Genomic DNA, 25,790 nt, shown 5'->3' on the forward strand with positions numbered 1-25,790 from the left:
TTGAACTTCAATCCGGGAAGTCCCTACGCGGATTCGCGACCATGGCGAGGTTTCCGGACGCCAGAACAGACTAGGCTCGGCATTGCCCCAGGGGGCCATAGCACCAAGCGTTGATGCCCCCTCGTCGACATGGAGGATCGACTTGACCGGCTCAAGCACAGCCCGCCTGCCGTTGGACCCGCTGCATCCGGACCACGAGATGTACCAGCGACTCCTCGCGGGTGTCACCGCACTCGACCGCTGGGGTCCGGCGCAGGCTTCAAACCTGGCCGCCGCCCTGTATGCGGATCTCCGCACCAAGCAGCCGCACATGCTGGCAAGCGATTTGGGCCGTGTGCTTGCCGGCGACCCGATGGCCCAGCGGCCATCCCTGTTCGCGGCCCCGCGCAGCGGCTATCACTCCCACACCAGCGATCCCAGCATCCTGCTCTTCAGCACGCCGATAACGGCCGCGGATCACCCTGCAAGCCAGAGCCTGATGCCATTCGGCCGCCACACGACAATCGACCACACGGGCTACCTGACGGACCCTGGCATTACGCAGACGCCGATTCCCGCCATCTCCCACGCGCCCATGCCCCAGGTCAACGGCGTTGTCCTGCATCGCACGGAATCGAGCACGGCTGCCAGCACGCTGTCCACCTGGCGCTCCCGGGACGCGGGAACCGGCGCGCATTTCCTGATCGACCGCGACGGCACGATCCACCAGACCGTCAGCGTCGACCGCCAGGCCTGGCATGTCGGTGCGATCCGGTCGCGCGGGGAAGTCGAGGGCACCATCACCATGAACGACCGGCGCGAACTCGATGCCGCACGCAATGGCCAGACTGAATGGCGTGGCCCCGCCGTGCGCGCCGTCAGCCGGATCGAATCCAGCCGGCCATATCCGGAACGCTATCCGGGCAACGCCGACAGCATCGGCATCGAAGTGGTCGGCCGCTATCACCCGGCGACGCAGCGCTGGGACGAGCCGACGCCCGAACAGGCCGCCGCAATCAACCGCCTGATGGAATCCCTGCAGCGCAACTTTGGACTGACCGACGAGGATGTTTACGAACATGACGCCATTTCACGCAAGACACCCGGCGAAGGCGCCGGCCTTTACGCACCTGCCGCGCCTGGCGTTGTTCCTGATGCTGCCGATGCTGGGCGCGTGCCAGCCGCAGGCCCGCAACGATAGCGCCACCCCCCGCGCGCCCGATTCCCTGACAGACGTCAACGTGCTGGAGATTTCACCAGCCCGCTACCAACCCACAGACGCTTCCCGGGCATCCCAGGCCGAAGCGGACGCATGTGGTGCCTGGTCGCTCGACCATCAGCAGGCAGAGGCCTTTTTTGGCCTGAGCGAGCAACTTCCAGAAGGCCGGCTCCACGACTTCCACTGGCTGCCGTGCTCGATCAAGGGCCGCCTGCAGGCCGAAGGCCGCGAGTGGACGTTCGAGATCAATGGCGCGGGCACCAGCACCTGGCGCTCCGGTGACGATGTCCGCCTGCTGGGGTGCTCGCGCAGCGCGTGCGGGCCACTGGTGATCCTCATGCCGGAAATCGTCTCCGAAAACTGAGCGGCGGCGGCGTCAAGACCAACGACCGGCTCTGCCAGCCCATCTGCCGGTCGAATGATCCGCAACTCGAGATGTTACGTCACACGTAATACGGTGCACGTAATGATCCAGTCCTTCCGCTGCCGGCCCACGCAAGCGTTGTTCGCCGGGCGAAGCCCACGGCCGTTCCGCACGATCCGCGAAGCGGCCGACGTCGAGATCGTCGATTACGACTGAGATGCCGCCATGACCCGCCCCATCAATGCCATGCGTGCCATCCATCCCGGCGAGATCCTGCGCGAGGAGTTCCTGGCACCGCTGGGCCTGAGCGCCAATGCCCTGGCTATCGCGCTGGGCGTGCCGGCCACGCGCATCCACGAGATCGTCAACGAGCGCCGCAGCATCACCGCGGACACCGCCGCGCGCCTGGCGCGCCACTTCGGCGGCGATGCCGCCTCGTGGTTGGCGCTGCAGAATGTCTACGACCTGAAAACGCTTGCCACGCTGGCCGAGATCGAACGCACGGTGCGTCCGCGCGCGGCATAGCCGGCGCAGCACCACGCCGCAGTACAAAGGGACGGCACCCGCCTGCTCCGGTCCAGAGTGCGGTTCACAGCCCGAAGAGCCGGGCCGCGTTGCCCCGGCGGATCTTTTCCTTCTCCGCCCCGGTCAGATCAAGCCGCTCCAGCGCATCCACCGCCGCGCCCAGGCCCATCTGCGGGTAGTCGGAGCCCAGCAGCACGTGGTCGATGCCCACGTTGCGGAGCGTCCAGACGAACTCGTCCTCGATCGGCGAGCCCGGCACCAGCAGCAACGGCCCGGAGATGTCGAAATACAGGTTGTCCATCGCGAACCCGTCGGCGGTCCGCGCCAGCGCCACGATGTTCCAGTAGCGGAAGTTCATCCCGCCGATGTGGGCGAGGATGAACTTCGTGCCCGGCACCCGCAGCACCAGGTTGAACAGCTTCTCGCTGTCGCCGGGCAGGATGTTGGCGTTGTCCGTAAGCACGACCATGTCCAGCTCCCCGGCCCGCCGCACCAGCGTCTCGACCCTGGGATCGGACACGTCGAAGCCCTGCGTGTGCGCGTGCAGCTTCAGCACGCGCACGCCTGCGGCGGCGACACGCTCCAGCTCGGTGATAGCGGCGGCTTCGTCGTAGGGATGGACGGTGGCGATGGGCACTACCCGCGGATGCGCCTTGGCCAGTGCAATGATGCTGTCGTTGCCGGTGCGGATCGCGTCCAGTTCGCCCTGGCGGGCCTGGTGCGGACCGCCGAACCACATCGCGCCAAGACCGGACAGCTCCACTCCGGACGACTCGACGTCCGCCAGGTAATCCCGGAGCGACGCTTCGCCATTGCGAATGTGTACGTGTACGTCGAAGACGGGGCCGGAGGCGGCGGCGCCACCGGTCAGCAGTATCAACAGGAAGAACAGCAGTCTTGGCATGGGCGTCTCCGGCGTGGTCACGGGACGATACCGCCGGGCGGCGTTCGGTGCGCGGGGCAGGCAGGTAACCGCCAACACGCACTCTTCCCCGGCAGCTCCCGCACCCGACATGGCTGCGTCAGCGGATCTCCTCCACCTTCACCACCCGGCCGCCGGTAACCGTGAAGTTCACCTGTTTATCGCGAAGGTGATATTCCCAGCGCTCGCCGACCGCAGCACCGCGATGATTCTCGAGAGTGACGATGCGATCAGGCTTCCCGCCGCGCTGGATGAGCGCAGACGTGCTGTCGCCCGTGGTAACCACGCCACGGGAGAATGCGTAGCTGTCGAAGGCGTCGGCCGGACCTGAAAGGGCGACGAGGAGCAATGCGGACGCGAACAGATTCGTACGCTGTGACATGTCGGTCTCGTTTTTGGAGGAACAGGGTTCCGGCAACTTGCACGGAAGCGGTCTCAAGCAGCGAGACGCCCGGGTATGAGATCAGGTCTTCGCCAGCCAACGGTGCCGCAGTGCTCCACGGCATAGCCCTCGCCGCGGCAGTACTCCACCAGCAACCGTTCGACCCCATCCCAGGACTCCGCCGCCAGTGCGTCCCCACGACGCGCAGCCACACGCTTCAGCCCAAACGCCATCCTTACCTCCCGCCTTCCCTGCTCCGAGTGACCGGTTACGGAAACTTCAGGCGTCCGCAGGCGTCACAGCGCTTCGCCGGATCAGGCTGATACGGAGGCTGCGCCGGCGCCGGAGCTGCAGCCGGCAACGGGGCTGTGGTGGCTGGCTGCGGGGCGATAGCTTCCGCCTGCAAAACGGCGGGAGGCGCGGCTGCCGGGGCCATTGCGATCGGGGCCGCTTGCGGCATCACTACAGGCTGCGCACCGTCCGGCACGTAGATCGCAAGGCCATTGCCGGTGCGGTTCATGATTGCGGACGAGAGCCCGACCCCATAAGCACTGTTGCCGCTGGCCCAGGCGTTGCCGCTGCCGATGCTGCCGGCGTACTGGTTGCCCATGCCCTGCAGCAGGATGCCGTTGGCGCCCAGCGCCGCGGCCTCTTCCTTCATGCGCGCGATGACCGTGTTGGTCCGCTGCTGGTCCGTGAAATTGACCGCACCGCGATTGCTTGCCTCGAGCAGAGCGACCGTCTCATAGCGCGCCGGAGGCTCTACGTAGAGACGCACTTCCTCGGCGGAGATCGGTGCGCGGGCCTGACCCACCAGCACATGTGACGATGCGCAACCCGAAAGTACGAGTGCGGCGAGAAATCCGAGAACGAGCTTCATGGGACACCCTCCTTGTGAGTCCCTGACAGGGAGCAGGTCCCGTGCCAGCCACTTGGCCCGCCTACGGGCGCAGAACTACTGAAGAGGGGCGAAGCCGCGGCAGAATATGACCTTCTGCGTCTAGAGAGGTGCAGCTCAATCCAATACCCCCGCAAACGGCTCCGGCGCATCAATATCCACCCCGAGCACCCGCGCCATGCCCTCCTCGCTGCGGTCGGTGGTGAACTCCACCCACAGCGGCAGGTGGTCGCTCACGCGCGGTGAGACCTGGGCGTTGGACAGTTCCTGGTACACCGCGCCGGCGAAGTCGATGCTGCCGGCGCGGCCGCTGGGCTTCAGGCCGAAGTCCTCGCCCTGGAACCAAGCGATCTGGTCGTAGTGCTTGGCGGTCTTGCCGGTCGTGGTCTTGACCGCCTGCAGCGACAGCGGCACCCACAGGCCGGTTTCGACGAAGGCGTCGAACACGGTCGCCTCGCGCGTGAATCCATCGCCGGTGACGACGATCGCACGAGTCGCCAGTTCGTTAACCATAATGCCGAGCAGCTGGTGCCCCGGGTTGGGCAGGACCTGATAGGCGTTCCAGTGCTTGCATTGGACTAGAGACCGGGCGGTCCACGTCGCAGCTATTGCGACGCTCCTATCCGATCCTGTGCGTCCTATGCTGCGCAGAGAGACGCATCCACGCCTTCAGCTGGCTCTACCCCCTTGCAACTGCGTAGGGGCCGCCCTACACGTCTCGGTCGCATCCGGACAGGAGGACCTGCTCAAGGCTGGTGGGACCAGCGACCATCTATCTCGGTAGACAGCGCTTCATCGCAGCCTGGTCGAGGCGTTCGATTTCCAACACAGCATGCTGGTGGAATTGGTTAGGCGCCAGACACAGGCGCTCGAAGACGAGCCCGAACTGAGCGCTGGCAAGCGACCCGACGTAGAACCCTGCGCTTGACCCTTTGTGGACCGCATTCTCCTTAGTTCCCTCTTTGCTCGGATCTCATGTAACACTCGCTGCAGACTTTTCTGGTGGGAGTTGACAAAATGCGAGCCTTTGAACACGCCACAAGCAACCTCGCCTGATTGGGCAGGGAACGGACGGGACGGGAGCGATGAGAACTAGTAGCGAGGTCTTCCGTTTCGTGGACCTCTTCGCCGGTCTGGGCGGCTTCCACGTCGCCCTCGATGAGTTGGAAGGACGCGGCGTGTTCGCAGCTGAGCGGGAGCCCATCCTGAAGGCCCTCTACAAGGTCAACTTTGGCATCGACGCGTGGGGCGACCTCAACGACCTCAGCAGCGACGAGATCATCGCCTGCCACGTACCCGATCACCACGTCCTTACGGCGGGTTTTCCGTGCCAACCGTTCTCGAAAGCCGGGGACCAGCTGGGCTTCAAAGACACCAACCAGGGCAACCTCTTCTTCAAGGTGCACGACATCCTGCGCGTCAAGCGGCCGCGATTCTTCATATTGGAGAACGTGCCAAACATCCTCAAGCACGACGGTGGACGCACCAAGACTAAAATTATCCGCATGTTGCAAAAACTCGGTTACTCCGTCGACGTCGAACACTTCTCCCCCCACGAGTTTGGCATCCCGCAGGTGCGGGACCGCGCATACTTTGTAGGCTCGATCGACGGGCTCGATCATTTCGAATGGCCGGCAAAGCACAAGGCCCCCACCGAGATCCACTGGGTGCTGCGCCACGACGTACCTTCGAGCCGTCCGATTCCGGAGCAGACGATGCGGGCGATCGACATGTGGGGCGACTTTCTCCGCCGCGCGCCAACCTCGCTGAAGCTGCCTTCCTTTCCAATCTGGTCGATGGAGTTTGGAGCAACCTACCCGTACGAGGACGAAACTCCGTCAGGGGTTTGGGCTCGCCGACCCGTGTGGGGACTTCGCCAGATGGGTTTCAAGGGCAGCTTCGGCCAGTCCCTCGAAGGCACGATTGACGAACAAATTACGAGGATACCGAGCCACGCCAATCGCGGCGGCGACTTCGATTTCCCACGGTGGAAGCGGACTTTTATCAGGCAAAACCGCGAGTTCTACCAAGCCAATCGCTCCTGGATTGATCCCTGGCTCGCGCAGTGGAGCCCTCAGAACTTCTACTCCAGCTTCCAGAAGATGGAGTGGAACGCACAGGGTGAAGATCGTGACATTGACAACTTCGTGCTACAGATGCGGGCATCCGGGCTTCGGGTTAAGCGTCCCACGACGTCGCCAAGCCTCATCGCCTTCACGCAGACCCAGGTGCCCATCCTCGGTGCGAATCTGGCCGGCGAACGTCGCTACATGACCCCGGCCGAGTGCGCCGAACTACAGTGTCTAGGTGAGATTCAGTTGCCCGCATCGGACCTCGACGCGTACAAGGCCCTAGGCAACGCGGTTAATGCCCGCGTCGTCAAAGCGATTGCGGAACGTTTGCTACACGGGCTTATCCGGCCACTTTCGAGCACTATCTCTGACTTCGAACCGTTGAGGGCTACCGCGTGACCGACCAGATCGAACAGGAAGACGACTTCGACGAGGAAGACCCGCGGGTCCAATTGTTGGAGAGCCTCGCGGACGGGCTGGCGACTCTCTCAGAGGCTTCAGACACGCCCGACGGTGTGCCCCCAGTATCTTCGATGTTCAGCAGCGACGACGTCGACTTCGCCTCTGACGTCTGGCTGAGTCAGCTCGTTGAGGTTCAAGGGTGGCTGAGCTTCAGCGAGGATCTCCCGCTCACGGGCGGCAAACCCTTCCTCCAGGCGCTCATCGCTGAACTCGGACTTGATTCCAGTGACATTCTCGCTCTCGGGACCGCCCCGCCGCTGAGCCTCCGTGCGCTGGAACGTTTAAACGAACGCGTCGACATTGCCGGTCGGCTGCAGAGCGACTTTCTCGAAGAACTTGAGACCAAGGGTACCAGCCGTGCGACAGCGACCCAATCTTGGGCTGACGCGTGGGCCGAGATCGACGTGAGTGAGGAGGCGGTGACCCCGGAACCAGTCACGGCAAAGGCGGCAGTCTGGCCGATCTTCCAACTCACGAAGAAGTCGCCGAATCTAACGCCGTCGTACCAGCGGGGCGACGTATGGCGCAATGGTGACCGGCAGTCCCTAATGGAGTCCATCCTCCGGGGCGTCCCCTTGCCCTCCATCATCCTGCTGCGCACAGGATCTTCCACTCCGCACGAGGTCGTCGACGGCAAGCAGAGGCTTACGGCCATCCTTCGATTCGTGGGAAAACACCCCGTCGCCAAACAGAAGCTCGCGGAGGTCACGGCCCGGCACAATGGGAAGAAGTTCAACGAACAGGGACGGCTCGACGACGATGGTGGCAGGAATCTGACGGATCTGTTCAATGCGGACTACCCTGCCTTCCGTCGTGCGTGGAAGGCGCTGGAGGGTTACGCACTCAACTCCAAGCAGGAGAACGACTACTACTTCCCGTTCAAGCTGCGCACGACCGGAGACGGGGGACTGGTCGGGCCGTACCTTGAGCCTCTCCGCGGTAAGTACTACACGCAGATCAAGGGACGTGAAATCAACGTCGCGGCACAGCAACTCACCGTCGAGTCTTTATTCGAGGACGTCGTGGAGTACACCATCCCCGTAATCGAGTACACCCAAGCTACCCAAGCCCAGATCCATGAGGTCTTTCGCCTCTATAACAAGCAGGGCGTGCATCTGAACGCGGAAGAGATCCGTAACGCGGTCTTCCACGAGGTCGAACTCACCCGCGCGACTCTCGCCGCCGCCGGGGACGCCGACCCGAACACTGACGCCGCCGAAATCGCTGAGTCACTGGGTGGTGTCCCGGATCTTGGCCGCCTCGGCGAGGCGCTGAAGAACTATGGCTTCGGCGATACGCGCTACAAGCGCACTAAGGTTCTCGCGTGGGTGATCTCGGTCTTGGTGCACGACACCGCAGGGAAGGACTTGGCATCGACCAGTCGCAACATCGACCAGTTGCTGATTGCGATCCAGAAGAACCCTGCCCACCCGCTGGCCCAGCCTTCGACGTTGACTAAGCTGTTTTCGCTGCTTGTGGACGCTGTCGAACTCCACTCATCCCACGATGAATTGTGGTCCGCGCAATTCATGGACGGTGGGAAGGGCGCGAAGTGGCAGGAACTTCAACTTGTGGGTTCCCTCGTGGGAATTGCCATGGCGTTGGCGGCCTCACCGGACGACATCGAGGACCGCATCGAGGCGAACGGTGATGCCATCCGCACAGCAAGCGACGAGTCCGCGGACTGGGCGCGCCCCAGCAAGACGCAGACTAAGACCCAGTGGGACTACATCGCCAGGATTAGCAAGAGTCTCCTCGAACTCCTGGGTATCGAACCTACTCAAGCGGCTGAGGCCGTACGTCAGCAGTTCGGGTCCTCAGGGTACTCGTCGTTGCAGCGGATGCTCATCCAGCCGAAGAGTTGAGATCAGTGCCAGGAAGCGCCCCACTCGTCGAGCACGTCTACTTCAAGCCGCCCGCTTGTGAGCAGGTGGACTCGTGGTGGGTCCGATATAAAGCCCAACTCACCGGCCTGACCGAAACGGCGCGTGCCTCAGTTGAAGCAGACTCCCGCTACATTCTCGAGCGCGGAATCCTGGCCGCCGACACCGCGAAACCCGAAGAGTGGTCTTCCCCCCGGTCGCGCACTGGACTCGTTATGGGTTCGGTCCAGTCCGGCAAGACCGCCTCCATGTTGGGTGTCTCAGCCCTGGCAATCGACTCCGGCTTGGATATCATCGTCGTACTCGCTGGGACCCGTATCTCACTGTGGCGCCAGACCTACGAGAGACTGGTGCAACAGTTGGACTCGGGAGAGGACAACGCACAAAAGATCAAGCGCCGCCTGCTGTGCCCACCGCGTGGCATCGCACTGTCCGAACAGACGCACCCGTTGACAACCACCTATCGCCTGCCACCGGCTCAAGTTCGGCAACGCTTGAATCAGGGCAAGCCGCTGATCATCGTGGCGATGAAGCAGACTGATCATCTACACGCCTTAGCAGCAAGCCTCCGCACAAGTGTCTTCAACGAGGTCAAGGAGCTAGGTCGTACCGCCCACATGCTCGTGCTGGACGACGAGGCCGACGACGGATCGATCCTCGATGCGGTTGTTGAGTCTTCGCAGGACCCCATCTACGGCAGGTTAAAGCAGATCCCGCGTGCGATCGCCAACCTCTGGGACCCGCCACAGGGTTCCCCTAGCAACCTGTTCTCGACCTATATCGCCTACACGGCAACACCCCAGGCCAACCTCCTTCAGGAGGATCACAACCCCCTGGCGCCGCGTGACTTCATGATCTCTCTTCGGACTCCGCTCGACGTTGGCCATCCGGTGGACACGACCGACCCTGGCAACCTCGACGCCCCTCGATCATCGACCTACCCGGAGCCGGTGGGGATCCGTTCGTACTACACCGGCGGCGAGGTCTTCTACCGCCGTGCGGAGGCGGCCGGATTGTGCATACCCACGACTAACTCCGCGCAACAGGACCTCGCCGATGCCGTCCGGGCGTTCCTGGTGGCAGGCGCCATCCGCCTGCACCGCTCCAGCAAGCTCGGCCCGGCGTCCGTCATTACAGCCCAGTTCGACACCGAGGACGAAGCCGTTGCCCGTGTGGCTCCGCCGCACTCGATGCTCTACCACCCGTCAGCGGCGATCCTCGATCACTTCCGGGGCGCTGAGGACGTCTTGCTCTGGGCGGGGATTCCGGACCGGGCGACGGCTCGGAACTTGCTGGACACAGGTGACGCCAGGCTCCCCGACACCTTGGTGAACGACCTGGAGGCCGACCCCGCACCGTGGGCGCAATGGCTCGACAAATACACTGCCTCCACCAGAGCAATCGAGGATGGGTTTGACGTCCTGCCACCGAAGACCTTCCCGGACTGGCAGACCATCGAAACTCTGCTTATCAACGAGGTGATCCCGGGGACAAGGGTCGCCGTAGTCAATAGTGACCCCAACGCTGACGACCGCCCTGCCTACGCACCGAGCCAGGACCCGATAACTAGCAAGTGGAGGGCCGCCCGCGACCTCAGCACGATCTTCGTCTCAGGGAACGTCATGGCCCGCGGACTGACACTGGAAGGAATGACCACAGCGCTGTTTCAACGTTCATCGGCTAACCCGCTGGCCGACACCCAGATGCAGATGCAACGCTGGTTCGGGTACCGCGGGTCATACATCGAGTTGTGCCGCGTCTTCGCCTCCGACGACCAACTTACCCTCTTCCGCGCCTACCACGATGTCGACGAAGCGGTTCGCACCGCCATCATCGAACGCATGATGAGCGGTGCCCCTGAGCCGACTGTCTTGCAGGGCCTCAACTTCGAGGCTACTGGCAAGATCGCGGGCGTCGGCAACCTTCCGCTGTCTCCCGGAGCTCGCCCCTTCGTCACGGTCATCAATGACAGCAGGCAACCGGATCCAAATGCACGCGTCGTGGCGGAACTCTTCGCCCGACCGTCCAGCAATCTCACTGTCGCCCACGTGCTGCGAGGCCGGATCCTGGACGAGCCACTCGAGCTTACTGAGGCCGCCGAGTTCTTGGACCGCCTCAGTTTCGCCGACTACCAACCCGGCAGCGAAGGTTTCCACGCGGACTTCTGGAACCGCATCGAAGCCCGGGCGCACGCAGTCGCTCCGCTCCCGGATCCGCCGCTGTACCGGCCGCCCGTAAAACACAGAGAGGGGGACCTGACGCGGCGTACGTGCCCCTATGCAATCGCCGCCTATCTTCGACTCTGGTCGGCCAGCGTTACTCGATCGATCAAGGGACTCTTTGTCACCGGCCACCCCGGCGAACTCTGGTCCTACGCCGACCTCGGTCGCAAGAAAACTGAGCAGCCACGGTTCTGGATCGGAATTCGCTACGGGGATGGCGCTGCGGTGTCCAACGGGCCGCTGGCACTGCTCCCGTTCAACATCCGCGCCACCACGAAAAGGGTGATCGGAGGCGAACTCAAGACGACTTGGGGAGCCAGCGACCCCAACGCCGGACCAGGCCAGTATCGCGGCGACGTCTATTTCGACTATTACCACCGCGATCTTCCCGTACCGTTGAGCAGCAAGACGGCGTGGCGACCCAGCAACTCCGACGGTCAGATCCTCTTCTACGTCAACCAACACAAAGACGACCCGCATCCCACGGTCGCAGTTGGAGTCTGCCTGCCTGCGGGAGGCCCCGAGCAGTTCTCTGCTACCCGTGCTGGGGTGGGCGCCGTCACGAGGAACGTTCCATGACCAGTTACGAAGAGGTTCTCGACCAACTCAGCGCCGTCCCGCCGGGCACCGCTGGAGATGACCGAACCATCACTTGGTTGACCGACGCCCAGGTGGTCGGTTTCGCCCGGAACAGTCGCGGGCATTTGGAACTGTTCCTCGCAGGCGAACAGTTGATGCCTCGGACTGGCACCGTGAAATCTGCGATTCACTATCACTCGTGGCACCGTGACACCCAGCTGCCGTTGAGCGCCAACCGCATCCTCCTACCCGCCTTAGGGCACTTTGACCAAGTCGGTGCGTTCATTGCCGCTGAACTTCTACGCGAGCGAGCTGACGCCGATCTGGGGCGCGCCTTCGCCGTCACCGAGCCCCTGATGGAGCTCGCCATCAAGCGTCTGGAGATCTCCCAGAACGCCATCCTCGGACTTGTAGGGGAGCTGCTCCTTCTCGACGCTCTATGCCGCCGCGCAGACGATCTCCATGTCGGGCCGGTCGTCCAGGCTTGGGATGGGTGGCGCCGCTCTGCAAGGGACCTCACGTGGGAGGGCACGGGCGTCGAGATAAAGACCACAACTCGCACCACCTCGAGTCACGCCATCCATGGCGTCCACCAGATCGAGCCTTTCGCTGCTGCTGATGACAACCCCGGGGAAGCGCGCCTGCTTCTTGTAAGCATCGGTCTGCACTCGGCAGAGCCTGATGTGCCTGCCTTGTCCATTCCCAGCTTGGTGGAGAGCATCGTCGAGCGACTCAACGCAACCGGCGCGAGCGCTTTGGTCGACGAGTTCCTCGCGCGCGTAGCCATGTACGGCTCGGAGTCAGGCATTGGCTACGAACATCCCACGATGGCCAACGAGGCCCCTTTTACGGCCCCATTCACCGTGACCTTTATTCGTGGCTATGAGATGACAGACCCCACTATCCAGGTCCTGAGGCGCGATGATGTCGTCGCGCACCAGCATGTGGATGTCCGGTCTCTTACCTTCCGCGTGGAACTTCCCGCAACGATCAGCATCGACAACCCAGTCGCCGGCGGCAGACGCGTCGCTGAGGCGATCTTGGGTCTGCACGGGGAGCAGGGGTGACGCGCGCCTGCTGCGATGGCGACCAGAACGCCGGGCAGATAAAAGCAGCACATCCTGTCTGCCCTGGATGTTCCAACCTTGGCCCGTTAACCTAGCTGCGCAGCATTGGGGGAGCGCACACATGGCAACAGGGGAAGACTGGTCGCGCCTAGAGGTAGAAGCCTGCGTGGCGGATTACCTGCAGATGCTGGCCCTCCAGTTGAACGGACAGAACTTTAACAAGACCGAGCGCATCCATGCCCTGATGCAGCGACTCGAAGGCCGCAGCAAGGCTTCGGTTGAGTACAAGTTTCGAAACGTCAGCGCCGTCATGCGCGAATTGGGTTGGCCAACGGTGAATGGCTATAAAGCATTGCAGAACTACCAGTTGCTATTGCTCGAGGTGGTCGAATCCCAGCTTCAGACAAACCCGCCCCTACAGATTGCCGCCGAACACGCCGTACAGCAACCCGCGATCGCGATCGCCCCCCCTTCGCTGGACCAGGCGTGGGTGTTGCCCCCTAAGCCCAGTAAGCTCAAAGACGACCCGCCGCGTGAGTATGCGCCACGATTCTCCCCTGCCCGCCGCGACTACCTCGCCCAGGAAGCTCGCAATCGCTCACTGGGCAAGGCGGGCGAACTCTTCGTGCTGGAACTGGAGTCTCAACGCCTCCATGCAGCAGGCAAGAAGACACTTGCTGACCGGATTGAACACGTTGCGGCCACCCAGGGCGATGGCTTGGGCTTCGATGTCCTGTCATTTGAGGAAGACGGTCGCGAGCGGCTTATCGAGGTCAAGACAACCTCTTTCGACGAACTAACGCCGTTCTTTGTCAGTCGAAATGAACTAGCGCGTTCCGGAACCGATGCACCATCCTACCATCTGTACCGGATATTCAATTTCCGAAATCGAGCGCGCATTTTCAGTTTGACAGGCGAAATATCGGATCACTGCAGGCTCGACCCGATCTCCTTTTGGGCCGAACTAGCAAACTAGAACGGGACCACTCCTGCCACGTCGTTGGCGCGCAAGCGCGTTCGTGCGCTGGCGCACAGTATTGTTAGCCCGTTGCACTCCCGCCAGACTCGACAGCTTACGGCCCGGCCTCAGGTAATGAATGATCCGCGCCGCTATGCTCGCAGCGCTATAAATCGACTTGTCCGGGGGCTGCCCCCGAAACGCATGAGACGTGAGCCTGTCGCCCCTACAACCAGCGCCCCGGCCATCAACACAATCTGCAATACACCAAAGCGACCCGTCCCAAGCCGTGTCCTAGCTACCTCATTGAGAACCGGCTTTCGAAAATGGTTACTAGGAAATGCCGCACGCAGCAACCCGGGTTCGCTGAGGGTCAGGCAGAAATTCGCTTATACCTTACCCGGGTCTAAAATCGAAACTTCATTCATAGGCATCCCGCAGATCCTCTGCAATTCAGAGGAACACGCACTCACCAGCCCAGCGAGACGAGGCCTGCCAAACCCCGCCAACAGACAACAAACCAAAATTCAGTCGCCTTAAGCTAGTTCTTCTGCAACCGGCAATTCATCAACACGCGGCGATATGAACGCCACGAGGTCCGTCGCAAGACCGTCGGAGATCCAAGCGCTCTCGTGATCACACGGCGAAAGGAGCCGATACCTGTCAAGGAACACCCCGCCGACAGGCACCGACTCCCGCCGAAAATCCCGCTGCTCCGCAAACGCGTAGGGCATGGCAAATCCCTTCATAGGCTTGGAACTAAAGCTAATTATCTTGGTCCACTTGAGCAGATCTGGCGTGTGTCGCTTATTAATCCAATCCGCACCCGAAGCACACTGAACCATTAAGACCGGTAGCGCAGCCTGCGCGTCTCCATACGGCCGATACGCGAGAACATCTAGCCCTATCTCATTCGCGTAAGAATCGACAAACAAATCAATCTCGCTGCTAGCGACTTCACGTAGATCGCTTATAATGCCGTCAATACTATCCTTTAATTTCACAGGATTAGTTGGAGACCAACCCACGGAGCGAACGCTCCACCCGGAGAGCATTGCGCGCATGGACTCTACGGCCAGGTGCTCAAATAGCGCGCCTTGGGCGTTGATATTTCTATAGGGCTTTAATCTTTCTGGGTAAAGATATGTGATGCAAGTTAATAGCATACAGAAGGCATATGCAGGAAATTCCCGCCAATTGCCCTCCTTGCTAAGACGACTGCCAGTTACTCTCAAACCAAGGGGAAAGCCCAAGTTTCTGTATCTACGCTTGACCACGCCCCAAGCAGTGGCTACGCGTTCAGAAGCAAAGTCTTGATCCTCGTACACCTGATGCTCGATAAGGAGATCGATCACATCGGTTGTGGACAGAGAGTCGTCCTGGAAAAGTAGTGAAGCCTCAATCCAGTCACAAAGATGATTCAGATTTACGTTGTGGACGTTCTTTGAGAACGCCATCCCTTTTTCAGGAAGCGCTAGCATCTTCGCCCCACTCCGCCAGAATCTGCTTCTTAATGGCAGGAAAGATACTAATTAGCTGCATAGCGTCAGCCCCGAGACGGGACACAGCCTTATTCAACTCATCCGACCGCCGGAACACATGAGCCTCTGCGAGAGCCTGCTGAATGTTATCAGAAGCGCGCATCACGTAATCCACGATTTGCGACTCAGCCGCCCCGGATTTGCGAAGCGCCACTTCGAAACGCGGAGTTTCGGTCCGCTCTAGATACTCAATTGCCTCAGCACTTTGAAGCACTTTTCCAAAATCATCGACGTACCGCGAATCAGTAAAGAGCGGATCAGTGTCCGCGTTTCCAAAGAGCCACTTAGCATAGTTTTCCAACTTTGGAAGGGCCGCCTCTGGAACGGGCCGCCTCGCTCGATCTGGCGACGCATCCATATCAATTTCGAGATAGGACCGCACTCCCGCGGTGCGCAAGGAAAGGTACATTACGCTAAACTTCTGTTCGACCGCATCGACGTCAATAGAGTCGTGAGCATCCATTTGGGTCAGGAGACGAAATGCAATGTAGTGCTGTCGCACAACTGGCATTTTGCTTCCGATCTTCCTACGAACCTCGTCGTAACCGAGCCCTTCGTCTTCGATCAGTTTTGCGATGTACTCAGCCTTCTCGGCTGGCTTCCACTCCTTTATCCCGGTTACGTGCCGATACCCAAGATAAGCCGAAACCTTGGCGCGGTTTTCCACCTTAATGTACGGGATAGAATCGAAAAACTCGGCTTGCAAATCCCCTGACGCAGCAATTTCTCGCCACTTTGGCGAGATGGGTTGCCCGTCCTTAGCGAGTTGTAACAGCTTGATCGCAGCGAGGCGACGATTGCCTTCAATGACTACAAGCTTGTTAGCACCGTATCGCTCCTCCTCTACTACGATAAGAGCTTCTTGCGGCCAGAAGCCACTTTCCAGAAAGGACGTTGCGAGTTCCTCGGGCGTCCAGTCCTTCATCACCTCGAGAATGGCAGCTTGACTCAAGTTCTCGCTAGCAACTCGACGGCCCAGGCGGGGATTCGCGGGGTCCAAAAAGAGTTCGTCAGCGGGGGCGTACTCAATCGGCGGGGGTGTGGGCATATTCAACTCGACCTGTTTAGAGACCAATCTAACCTAGGATTACAATTACATATTCCGCCGATACTCCCCACCCACATCGTAAAGCGCATGGCTGATCTGCCCCAGGCTATGCGTCTTCACCGCCTCCATCAGCGCCTCGAACACATTGCGCCTCTCCCGCGCCGTGTTCTGAAGGTACGCGAGGCCACGGCCGTCGTGCACCATCTCCGGCTCTTCATCCGCCGCCGCCTGATGCGCGTGTGACGTTTCGCCGGCCGGCGCCAGGGCGTTGCGCCCCTGCTGCCACAGCTCCACGTTGGCGATCTGCTGCCCCTTCTCTTCTTCCGTTGAGCGGATCAGCTCGATCTCGGTGGTCACCTCGCCCGCGTGCTCCTTTGGCAGGAAGGTGTTCACGCCCACCAGCGGCAGGCTGCCGTCGTGCTTCTTGTGTTCGTAGTACAGGCTCTCTTCCTGGATCTTTCCGCGCTGGTACATGGTGTCCATGGCGCCCAGCACGCCGCCGCGCTCGCTGATGGCTTCGAACTCCTTGTACACGGCCTCTTCCACCATGCCGGTCAGGTAGTCGACGGCAAAGCTGCCCTGCCAGGGGTTCTCGATGAAGTTGAGCCCCAGTTCCTTGTTGATGATCATCTGGATGGCCACGGCGCGGCGCACGCTCTCTTCGGTCGGCGTGGTGATGGCTTCGTCGTAGGCGTTGGTGTGCAGGCTGTTGGCGTTGTCGAACAGGGCATACAGCGCCTGTAGCGTGGTGCGGATGTCGTTGAACTGGATCTCCTGCGCGTGCAGGGATCGGCCGCTGGTCTGGATGTGGTACTTCATCATCTGGCTGCGGTCGTTGGCGCCGTAGCGCTCGCGCATGGCGCGCGCCCAGATGCGGCGGGCCACGCGGCCGATCACGGTGTACTCGGGGTCCATGCCGTTGGAGAAGAAGAACGACAGGTTGGGCGCAAAGTCGTCGATCTTCATGCCGCGCGCCAGGTAGTACTCGACGATGGTGAAGCCGTTGCTGAGGGTGAAGGCGAGCTGGCTGATCGGGTTCGCGCCGGCTTCGGCGATGTGGTACCCAGAGATAGACACCGAGTAGAAATTGCGCACGCCGTTGTCGACGAAGTACTGCTGGATGTCGCCCATCATGCGCAGGGCGAACTCGGTGCTGAAGATGCAGGTGTTCTGCGCCTGGTCCTCTTTCAGGATGTCGGCCTGCACGGTGCCGCGCACGGTCTTGAGCGTCTCGGCCTTGATGCGCGCGTAGGTCTCGGCATCCACCATCTCGTTGCCGGTCACGCCCAGCAGGCCCAGGCCCAGGCCGTCGTTGGTTGGCGGCAGGTCGCCGTGGTAGCGCGGGCGCTGCTTGCCTTCGAATACCTGGGCGAGCTTCTGTTCGGCGGCGGCCCAGCGGGCGGGGTCGGCCTTGAGGTACTTCTCCACCTGCTGGTCGACGGCGCAGTTCATGAACATCGCCAGGATCATCGGCGCTGGGCCGTTGATGGTCATCGACACGCTGGTGGTGGGCGCGCACAGGTTGAAGCCGGAGTACAGCTTCTTCATGTCGTCGAGCGTGGGCACGTTGACGCCGGAGTTGCCGATCTTGCCGTAGATGTCCGGGCGCGGCGCGGGGTCTTCGCCGTACAGTGTGACGCTGTCGAAGGCGGTGGACAGGCGCGCGGCGGGCTGGCCGACGGAGAGGTAATGGAAGCGGCGGTTGGTGCGCTCGGGCGTGCCTTCGCCGGCGAACATGCGGATCGGGTCCTCGCCGGTGCGTCGGTAGGGGTAGACGCCGCCGGTGTACGGATAGGAGCCGGGCAGGTTTTCCTTGCCGAGGAAGGTGAGCAGCTCGCCCCAGGACTTGTAGGTGGGGGCGGCGATCTTGGGGATCTTCTGGTGGCTCAGGGATTCGCGGTAGTTCTCGACGCGGATCGCCTTGCCGCGCACTTCGTATTCGGTGACGTCGTCGGTGATCGACTTCAGGCGCTGCGGCCAGGCGCGCAGCAGGTTGAGCGAATCCGGGGTGAGCGACTGGAGGGCGTCGTTGTAGCGCTGGCGCAGCGTGAGGAGTGTGCGGTCGATCTGGGTGGGAACGGCTTTTGTGGGAGCGGCTATAGCCGCGATGGGGTTCTGCGCTCCGTCAGGGATCGCGGCTGTAGCCGCTCCCACAGGAGGAACCGCGGCAGCTCCCACAGAGGTGGCAGGACCGGGCCCGAGGAGGTCTTCGCTGTTGTAGAGATCAAGGGCTTTGGGGAGCTTGTCGTCGCCGAGTTCGTGCAGGGACTGCCAGAAAGATTGGGCGCGGTCGGCGGCTTCGGCCTGCTTTTCGATGCTGGCGTTGAGGGCCCTGCCCTGCTCGGCGATCTCGGCCAGGTAGCGGACGCGGGCGCCGGGGATCAGCACGGTGGCGCGCGGCTCTTTCAGCGTGGTGTCGACGTTCGGGGTCCAGCGCTCGGCCGGCAGTGACAGCTTCTCGCGCAACAGGCGGCACAGGTTGGCGAACATCCAGCTGATGCCGGGGTCGTTGAACTGGCTGGCGATGGTGGGATAGACCGGGACGTCCTCGTCGGCGGCCTTGAACGCGACGCGGTTGCGCTTCCACTGCTTGCGGATGTCGCGCAGGGCGTCTTCGGCGCCACGCTTGTCGTACTTGTTGAGCACGATCAGCTCGGCAAAGTCGATCATGTCGATCTTCTCGAGCTGGCTGGCGGCGCCGTAGTCGCTGGTCATGACGTACATCGGGAAGTCGACCATGTCGACGATCTCCGAGTCCGACTGGCCGATGCCGGCGGTCTCCACGATCACCAGGCCAAAGCCCAGGCCGCGCAGGTAGGCGATGCAGTCCTTCAGCACCACGTTGGTGGCCACGTTCTGCCGGCGCGTGGCCATGGAGCGCATGTACACGCGGTGGCTGCGCAGCGAATTCATGCGGATGCGGTCGCCGAGCAGCGCGCCGCCGGTGCGGCGGCGGGTGGGATCCACTGAGACCACGGCGATGCGCAGCTCGGGGAAGCTGGCCAGGAACCGGTTCAGCAGTTCATCCGTCACCGACGACTTGCCGGCGCCGCCGGTGCCGGTGATGCCGATCACCGGGGCGTGCGTGCCGACGTCCCACTGCTTGCGCAGGGCGGTCAATTCGGACTCGCTGTAGGTGCCGGCCTCGATCGCCGACAGCGCGTGGCCGATGGCGACCTGGTCCGGATCCACCCGCGACGGACCGATGCGGGCGACAACGTCGCTTACCGGCGGCAGGTGCGCCTGGCCGCGCTGCTCGCGGGCGGCGGTGACGCGGGCGACCACGTCCTCGATCATCTCCACCAGGCCCAGCTTCATGCCGTCGTTGGGGTGGTAGATGCGCTCGACGCCGTAGTCCTGCAGCTCGCGGATCTCCTCGGGCGTGATGGTGCCGCCGCCGCCGGCGACCACGCGGATATGCCCGGCGTTGTGCTCGCGGAGCATGTCGACCATGTACTTCATGTACTCGACGTGCCCGCCCTGGTAGCTGGACAGCGCGATGGCGTCGGCGTCCTCCTGCAGCGCGGCGCGCACCACGTCCTCCACCGAGCGGTTGTGGCCGAGGTGGATCACCTCCGCGCCCTGCGACTGGATCAGCCGCCGCATGATGTTGATGGCGGCGTCGTGGCCGTCGAACAGGCTGGCGGCGGTGACGAAACGCAGGGGGGTGGCTTCGGCACGGGCGGTGTCGATCGGGTGGCTGGCGGGGACGCTCATCGGGCAGTTCCAGGGGCGAAAACGGAATCTGGTCGATTGTAACCCGGGTGTTTGCGGCCTCTTGGGGGGGCGGCGCGCGGGCCGCCGGGAAAAGCAACGGCGCGACGCTTTCCCTTCACCCCACCTCAGCGGTGGCAGCGGAGGGTGTGCGGGTGCGTAGCCGGCATTGGGAGCGGCTTCACCGCGACGCCGGCGGAGCACCCGCATACCCTCCGCCCCCGCCTCCGCGAAAAAATCCCCGCCACGGTGACGCTCATGCCGGACGAACCACAGGCGCCGGCTGGTCCGCCGCAGGCGCCGGCAGCAGCTGCGTGTAGACGGGCGACATGATCTGCACGCCGTGCTCGTTGAACACATCCTGGATGCTCGCATGCAGGGCGGAGTACAGGGACAGCATGCGCAGGGCGTCATCGCAGTAGGCATTGACCTCGTAGTTGGCCGAGAAATCACCGAACGAAACCTGGAGCACGAACGGTTTCGGCTCGGCCTTGAGGCCTTCGGTGCGTGCCACGGCCAGCAGCAGCATGGCTTCAACATCCCGCCACGGAACGTCGTATCCGATGCCGACCACCGTGTGCAGCACCAGGCCCTGCGAGGCCGCCAGCGTCGAGTAATTGACGACGTTGGTATTGAGGATGCTGGAATTCGGAATGACGGCGATTTCGTTCTTGGCCGTGCGGATCCGCGTGGTCATCAGCTTGATGTCATCGACCGTGCCCACGACCTCGCCGATCTTGACCAGTTCGCCCTGCTTGAACGCTCCGCGGTAGGTCATGGACAGGCCGGCGACCATGTTGGCGATGAAAGAAGAGGATCCGAGGGAGAAGATCACGCCCAGGAACAGCGATACGCCCTTGAACGCCATGGAATCCGAACCGGGTATGTAGGGATAGGCGACGACCACCGCCAAGGCAAGGATCAGGAAGCGCAGGATCTTGAAGGTGGGCGCGGCCCAGTCCCGATCGAAGTTCTCGAGGCGGATGCGCCCCAGTTCCACGCCTTTGAAGAACAGGCGGGTCAGCCTGATGATGTAACGCACCACCATGAACAGGACCGCCAGGAACACCAGGTCCGGAATCGAGGACAAAAAGCCCCGCCACAGGCTTTGCAGCGGGTCGAGCACCAGGTCGAACAGCACAGGGACGCAGGACGCGTCCAGGGAAACAGCCCCAGCACCGCGTTCAGATAGAAATAGACCAGCAGCACGACGAGCAGCAGACGGACGGCCCGCAGCAGGCCGGCAAACACGGTCCAGACCTGTTCGGCACGGATCAGCCGGTGCGCCTTGTCCTCCAGGGTCTGGATCTTTTTCCGGACCCTGCGCTGCGCCAGGCCCGTCGCCCAGCGGGACAGGCGGCCGATGGCCCAGAGCACAAGCGCCAAGACCGCTGTGGCGGCCAGCGCAAACGCGGCGTTCCGGATCAGTACCGGGCGGCTGCGGTCGCTGCGGTACTCGGCGATGGCCCGGGCGATTTTCCTGGTGAACGTGGCCGCCAGGACCTTCCTGTCGATCCCCTCGAATTCACCGTCGAGATCGACCACGCCCAGCATCAGCATCCTGCCGGCGAACACCTGCGTCTGGCCGGCCGCCTCGACCGTGTGCATGTCGGTGACCGCGATGGTCCCGTCCCTGGCCGCGGCGATGATGTTCCCGCGCACGAGGGCAGCCCGCTCCTGCGCCGGATACGACGGACTCCCGCGCACCGGGAACAGGTGGTTTCCATCGACGATGACCGGGGCGACATCCACCGGCTGGCGTGGGCCGGCGTGGTCGGACGGGGCGGACTGGGCCAAGGCCGGCTGACCGCAGCCCAGCAGCAGGGCGAGCCCCAGCAGGGCACCCCCCGCCATGAGGAAGAATCCTTTCACAAGCCCCTCGAGCGCTGCCCGGACCGGTTCAGGATACTGTGGATCCGCTGCAGGCATCGCGGCGGATCCGGTCCCTTCAGGCGATGGCGGCGCGGAAGCTCTCACGCTGCTCGCGCAGTCCCGATTCGGAGCGATGCAGCCCCACCTCCGCCGGCACCATCTTGCGGCCAAGGATCCGGGCCACCAGCGCCTGCACCGTTTCGGGATCGTCGTCGAACCCGCCGTGGGTCGAGGCGCGCGAGGCCGTGGCATCACCGGCGGGCCGGTCGTTCGGCGCCTGCACCCAGTCCAGGCGCCCGGACTTCAGCGCCTTCTGCACCCGCTCGTAGCCGAAGGCCTGGTCGGCGACGTCCTTCGCCTCGATGAAGCGCGCCATCCCCGCCAGCGGCGTGCCCTGTCGCAGGCGGCGGTCGATCCAGTTGCGCGGCTGCTGCTCGAAGGCGCGCGCCACCAGGTACAGCAGCGACTTGTTGTAGACGCGGGCGCAGTGGTCGTCCTGCTCGGCGGCGTCGGTCAGCGTGAACAGCGCCGCGCGCTCCACCGCGCGCGACTCGATCGCCGGCATGCAGGCCTGGATGAAGCTGTCCATGTCGATCGCCGGCGCCCAGAAGGTCAGGCTGGACACCTTGCCGCCCATGCCCAGCATCGCGTGCGCGGGGCCGCCGATGATCTGGCCGGGATGGGTGAGCAACTGCAGCAGCGGCGCCATCAGGATCGAACCGGCGCTGTGCCCGGCCAGGTGGATCTCGACGTCGGGATCCTCGCGCCGCCATTCGTCCACCAGCCGCGCGACCTGGGCCGCGCCGCCGTTCTCCACGAAGCCGCCGCCGACTGCCGCCGACACCGCGGTGGTGGCCAACGTGGCGTTCTCCTTCATCTCGTTCCACATCGCCCGGCCGCCGATGGCGCGGGCCAGCGGTTCGATGGTGTCGTCGATGCGGTCGAGCAGCAGGTCCTTGGCGCGTTCCACCAGGCCCTCGCTGCGCGGCCGCGCGGCGTCCTTCAGGATGTTGCCGAGCGTGGTCCAGAAGTCGGTCTTCCAGACGAAGCACAGCGGGTAGATCCCGTGGCCGAGCATGGCCTCGCGGTAGTCGGCCACGCGCTGGATGGCGGCGTCCTCCGACACCAGGCCGCCGTGGGCGTACAGCAGGATGCGCTTCTTCTTCCAGCCGGCGGTGATCGCGCGCATGTCGCGGCGGACGATGTTGCGCACGTCGTCCTTCGTGCAGGCGAAGCGGCCCTCGCAGCGCAGGGCGCCGTTGTTGCCCAGGCTGATGACGTGCGGGCGCAGGTCGGCCTGCGAATAGCCCACCGACTGCCGGCCCAGCGGCGAGTTGCTGGTCGCGGCGGATTCGGCGTTGGCCAGTTCCACCGGCACTGCCAGGCGCGCCACCCAGACGTCGGTGCCGCGTTCGAGCCATTCGTCGTAGCTCATCCAGCCGTAGCCGCCCTGCCCCCAGCCTTCGCCCCAGGAGTTCTGGATCCAGAAGCCGCCGCGGTCGTAGCCGACGACGGCGAAGGCGTGCCAGCCGATCACCGGCTGCCGCGTCCAGGGAATGCGTCCGCTGGGCGGCGGTGCGTGCCAGCCCTCGTGCACGCCGGCCGAGGCGTAGAGCACGCCGGTCTCGGCGAAAGCGGCGTGCATCGCCACCAGGTCCTTGTGGTTCACGCGGGCGTAGGCGCCCAGCGGATTGCGCAGGGCGTCGCGGGCGCGTGCGTCGGTGTAGGGCTCGAGCTGCATGCCGGGCGTGTACGGCCACAGCTCCTCGGCGCAGACGCCGTGGCGGTGCCAGGCCTTCATCGCGCCGCGGCAGCTGGAGCCGGCATAGCCCTCGCCCTCCCACTCGTCATAGCGGCGGGCCATGTCGTAGAACATGCGCGTGCTGACCCGGCCGGTGTCGGGCTCGGGGCGGCGCCGGCGCAGCAGGGCGTGGGCGACGGTGGCCAGGGCGAAGGCGGTGCAGGCGCCGTCGCTGCCCTGGTCGAGCACGGGCACGCGCTGGGCGAGGAAGTGCTCCAGCGGGGATTCGGTGGGCACGTCGACCAGGGTCGGTTCGAACATGCGGTCGCGGAAGTCGGCGGTGTCGGGGCGGGCGTCGAACAGGCGGCGGACGCCGACCTTGAAGCCGGCGATCGCGGGGGGCGGTGCGGGGCGGGTAGCGGCCATGCCGGGTTTCTCCTTGTGTATTGGAGGAAGGAACGCCGTGGCGGTGCGGGGCGGGACAGGGGGAGTCGCGAGCATCGCGCAGTCCGGGCGCGGGAACAGCGACGCAGGCTGCAAAGCCGGAGGCTACCGCCGCACGGGCGCAGCCACTACAGTGCCGCCACGTCATTCAAGCGAGGGGATCGGATGGTCGGCAGGGCGCGGCGCATCATGCTGTGGGGTGCGTTCTCGGTGCTGGTGCTGGTCGCCAGCGGCCTGCTGCTGGCCGATCACCTGACGCCGCCCAGCACCGGCGCGCCGTCGTACGCGCTGCCGCTGGCCGCCGACCACACCGCGCTCGACCGCGAGCTGGCGCCGCTGCTGGCGCGCAATCCGGGCAAGACCGGCGCGCTGACGCTGATCGACGGCATCGACGCCTTCGCCGCGCGCGCGATGTCGGCGCGGCAGGCGGGGCGCAGCCTGGACCTGCAGTACTACATCTGGCACGACGACCTCACCGGCCGCCTGCTGGCGCGCGAGGCCTGGACCGCCGCCGAGCGCGGGGTGCGCGTGCGCCTGCTGCTCGACGACATCAACTCCGGCGGCAAGGACACGGCGCTGCTGGTGCTCGACGGCCACCCCAACATCGAGGTGCGCCTGTACAACCCCTTCCGCAACCGCAGCGGCATCGCGCGGCTGCTGGAGATGCTGCAGCGCGGCTTCAGCCTCAACCACCGCATGCACAACAAGGCCTGGATCGCCGACGGCCGGGTGGCGATCGTGGGCGGGCGCAACGTCGGGCTGGAGTACTTCAGCGCCTCGAAAAGCAGCAACTTCCACGACCTCGACCTGCTGCTGTTCGGGCCGGAGGTGGCGCAGGCGAGCGCGATCTTCGATGCGTTCTGGAATTCCGAAGCGGTGGTCCCGCTGTCCGACCTCGGCGGCCTGGGCATGGACGACATCCGCGCCGTGCTCGAGGCCATCGGCGACGAGGCCCGCACGCCGGCGGCGCAGCGCTACCTGCAGCGGGTGGAGAGTTCCCCCACCGTGCGCGCCTATCTTGACGATGCGCTGGCGCCGCACTGGAGCGGGCGCATCCGCGTCATCTCCGACCCGCCGGTGAAGCGTCCCGGTGATGACAGCTCGGGCTGGCTGGTGGAGCACGTGGACGCCAGCCTCCGCAGTGCGCAGCGCGCGGCGCTGCTGGTATCGCCGTACTTCGTGCCGGGCGAGGACACCTCCGCCGTGCTCACCGGCCTGGCCGCGGACGGCGCGCACGTGGGCGTGATCACCAATTCTCTGGCCGCCAACGACGTGGTGGCCGTGCACGGCGGCTATGCGAAGTACCGCAAGCGGCTGCTGGCCGGCGGCGTGCACCTGTACGAGCTGCGCCCCGAGGCCGCCGGCGATGGCGGGACCGACACCGCCGCGGATCGCCCGCGCAGCGGCCCGATGGGCAGCAGCAGCGGCGCCAGCCTGCACACCAAGGCCTTCCTGGTGGACGAGACCCGCGGCTTCATCGGGTCCTACAACCTCGACCCGCGCTCGGCCTGGCTCAACACCGAGATGGGCGTGTTCTTCGACGACCCCGGCCTGGCGGCCGACCTGCGCGCGGAATACCTGCACCTGGCAGGGCCCGCCATCAGCTGGAAAGTGGGCCTGGACGCCGATGGGGACCTGGCCTGGCTGGACGCCGCGGGGCCGGAGCCGCGCCTGCTGCAGAGCGAGCCCGAGGCCAGCCGCTGGCGGCGCCTGCAGGCCCTGGTCTTCCGCCACCTTCCCCTCGAATCCCAGCTGTAGGAGCAGCTATAGCTGCGACCTGCCCTGTGGGAGCAGCTATAGCTGCTCCTGCAATGCTGCGCTGCCGCATGGATTCCGGCGCCCCGCCGCGGGCAATCGGACCGGGGGCGGCGTAGAATGCCGCGCCAGTCGTCCGCGCC

19 protein-coding genes are annotated in these 25,790 nt (G+C 64.0%); 9 read left to right on the forward strand and 10 right to left on the reverse strand.

Annotation, left to right across the window (positions count from 1 at the left end):
* Positions 1-199: 199 nt before the first annotated feature.
* The 3 genes from E2169_RS02555 (at position 200) to E2169_RS02565 (ending at position 2,087) form a co-directional block, all read left to right on the forward strand.
* Complete coding sequence (locus E2169_RS02555) at positions 200-1,180, forward strand: N-acetylmuramoyl-L-alanine amidase (RefSeq protein WP_132985032.1); 981 nt, start codon at positions 200-202, stop codon at positions 1,178-1,180.
* Positions 1,134-1,562, forward strand: coding sequence for a hypothetical protein (locus tag E2169_RS02560; RefSeq protein ID WP_132985033.1), 429 nt, complete (start codon positions 1,134-1,136; stop codon positions 1,560-1,562). Before E2169_RS02555 ends, E2169_RS02560 begins: the two co-directional genes overlap by 47 nt.
* A 225-nt stretch (positions 1,563-1,787) precedes the next feature.
* Complete coding sequence (locus E2169_RS02565; RefSeq protein WP_132985034.1) at positions 1,788-2,087, forward strand: HigA family addiction module antitoxin; 300 nt, start codon at positions 1,788-1,790, stop codon at positions 2,085-2,087.
* 64 nt (positions 2,088-2,151) lie between these two features.
* Here the strand turns inward: E2169_RS02565 and E2169_RS02570 are convergent, their stop codons facing one another.
* From E2169_RS02570 to E2169_RS02585, 4 genes are all read right to left on the reverse strand, one after another.
* Positions 2,152-2,991, reverse strand: coding sequence for an amidohydrolase family protein (locus E2169_RS02570; RefSeq protein WP_207918349.1), 840 nt, complete (start codon positions 2,989-2,991; stop codon positions 2,152-2,154).
* Positions 2,992-3,109: 118 nt separating this feature from the next.
* Positions 3,110-3,391 (reverse strand): hypothetical protein, encoded by a 282-nt coding sequence (locus E2169_RS02575; protein ID WP_132985035.1) that lies wholly within the window; start codon positions 3,389-3,391, stop codon positions 3,110-3,112.
* A gap of 268 nt (positions 3,392-3,659) precedes the next feature.
* Positions 3,660-4,271: a hypothetical protein gene (locus E2169_RS14320; RefSeq protein WP_207918350.1), complete on the reverse strand. Its 612-nt coding sequence runs from the start codon at positions 4,269-4,271 to the stop codon at positions 3,660-3,662.
* A 135-nt stretch (positions 4,272-4,406) separates the two neighbouring features.
* Entirely contained in the window at positions 4,407-4,940 is a 534-nt protein-coding gene (locus E2169_RS02585; protein WP_132985036.1) for a restriction endonuclease, read from the reverse strand.
* Between the two features lie 464 nt (positions 4,941-5,404).
* Here E2169_RS02585 and E2169_RS02590 point away from each other — a divergent pair, with 464 nt between their 5' ends.
* The 5 genes from E2169_RS02590 to E2169_RS02610 all read left to right on the forward strand — a co-directional run bounded on the left by E2169_RS02590 (position 5,405) and on the right by E2169_RS02610 (position 13,550).
* Entirely contained in the window at positions 5,405-6,760 is a 1,356-nt protein-coding gene (locus E2169_RS02590; RefSeq protein WP_207918351.1) for a DNA cytosine methyltransferase, read from the forward strand.
* Positions 6,757-8,688 carry a GmrSD restriction endonuclease domain-containing protein gene (locus tag E2169_RS02595; protein ID WP_132985038.1) on the forward strand — a complete coding sequence of 644 codons (1,932 nt, stop codon included), beginning with the start codon at positions 6,757-6,759 and terminating at the stop codon, positions 8,686-8,688. Before E2169_RS02590 ends, E2169_RS02595 begins: the two co-directional genes overlap by 4 nt.
* Positions 8,689-8,921: 233 nt before the next feature.
* Complete coding sequence (locus E2169_RS02600; protein WP_207918352.1) at positions 8,922-11,507, forward strand: Z1 domain-containing protein; 2,586 nt, start codon at positions 8,922-8,924, stop codon at positions 11,505-11,507.
* Positions 11,504-12,574: a PD-(D/E)XK motif protein gene (locus E2169_RS02605; RefSeq protein ID WP_132985040.1), complete on the forward strand. Its 1,071-nt coding sequence runs from the start codon at positions 11,504-11,506 to the stop codon at positions 12,572-12,574. The genes E2169_RS02600 and E2169_RS02605 overlap by 4 nt, the downstream gene beginning before the upstream one ends.
* A 121-nt stretch (positions 12,575-12,695) precedes the next feature.
* Complete coding sequence (locus E2169_RS02610) at positions 12,696-13,550, forward strand: protein NO VEIN domain-containing protein (RefSeq protein ID WP_188726134.1); 855 nt, start codon at positions 12,696-12,698, stop codon at positions 13,548-13,550.
* 518 nt (positions 13,551-14,068) lie between these two features.
* On the opposite strand, the gene E2169_RS02615 is transcribed toward E2169_RS02610, so the two are convergent.
* From E2169_RS02615 to E2169_RS02635, 6 genes are all read right to left on the reverse strand, one after another.
* Positions 14,069-15,013, reverse strand: coding sequence for a hypothetical protein (locus tag E2169_RS02615; RefSeq protein ID WP_132985041.1), 945 nt, complete (start codon positions 15,011-15,013; stop codon positions 14,069-14,071).
* On the reverse strand, positions 14,997-16,121 hold the full coding sequence (locus E2169_RS02620) for a ParB N-terminal domain-containing protein (RefSeq protein ID WP_132985042.1): 1,125 nt from the start codon (positions 16,119-16,121) through the stop codon (positions 14,997-14,999). Before E2169_RS02620 ends, E2169_RS02615 begins: the two co-directional genes overlap by 17 nt.
* Before the next feature lie 45 nt (positions 16,122-16,166).
* Positions 16,167-19,838 (reverse strand): methylmalonyl-CoA mutase family protein, encoded by a 3,672-nt coding sequence (locus E2169_RS02625; RefSeq protein ID WP_132985043.1) that lies wholly within the window; start codon positions 19,836-19,838, stop codon positions 16,167-16,169.
* A gap of 253 nt (positions 19,839-20,091) precedes the next feature.
* Positions 20,092-20,961, reverse strand: coding sequence for a mechanosensitive ion channel family protein (locus E2169_RS02630; RefSeq protein ID WP_165942314.1), 870 nt, complete (start codon positions 20,959-20,961; stop codon positions 20,092-20,094).
* Complete coding sequence (locus E2169_RS14205) at positions 20,856-21,689, reverse strand: hypothetical protein (protein WP_165942315.1); 834 nt, start codon at positions 21,687-21,689, stop codon at positions 20,856-20,858. The genes E2169_RS02630 and E2169_RS14205 overlap by 106 nt, the downstream gene beginning before the upstream one ends.
* A gap of 94 nt (positions 21,690-21,783) precedes the next feature.
* On the reverse strand, positions 21,784-23,874 hold the full coding sequence (locus tag E2169_RS02635) for a C1 family peptidase (RefSeq protein WP_132985045.1): 2,091 nt from the start codon (positions 23,872-23,874) through the stop codon (positions 21,784-21,786).
* Between the two features lie 183 nt (positions 23,875-24,057).
* On the opposite strand from E2169_RS02635, the gene E2169_RS02640 reads away from it, so the two are divergent.
* Positions 24,058-25,650: a phospholipase D family protein gene (locus E2169_RS02640; RefSeq protein ID WP_132985046.1), complete on the forward strand. Its 1,593-nt coding sequence runs from the start codon at positions 24,058-24,060 to the stop codon at positions 25,648-25,650.
* Positions 25,651-25,790 lie beyond the last annotated feature (140 nt).

Source organism: Luteimonas terricola (assembly GCF_004352845.1).
GTDB classification, from domain to species: domain Bacteria; phylum Pseudomonadota; class Gammaproteobacteria; order Xanthomonadales; family Xanthomonadaceae; genus Luteimonas; species Luteimonas terricola.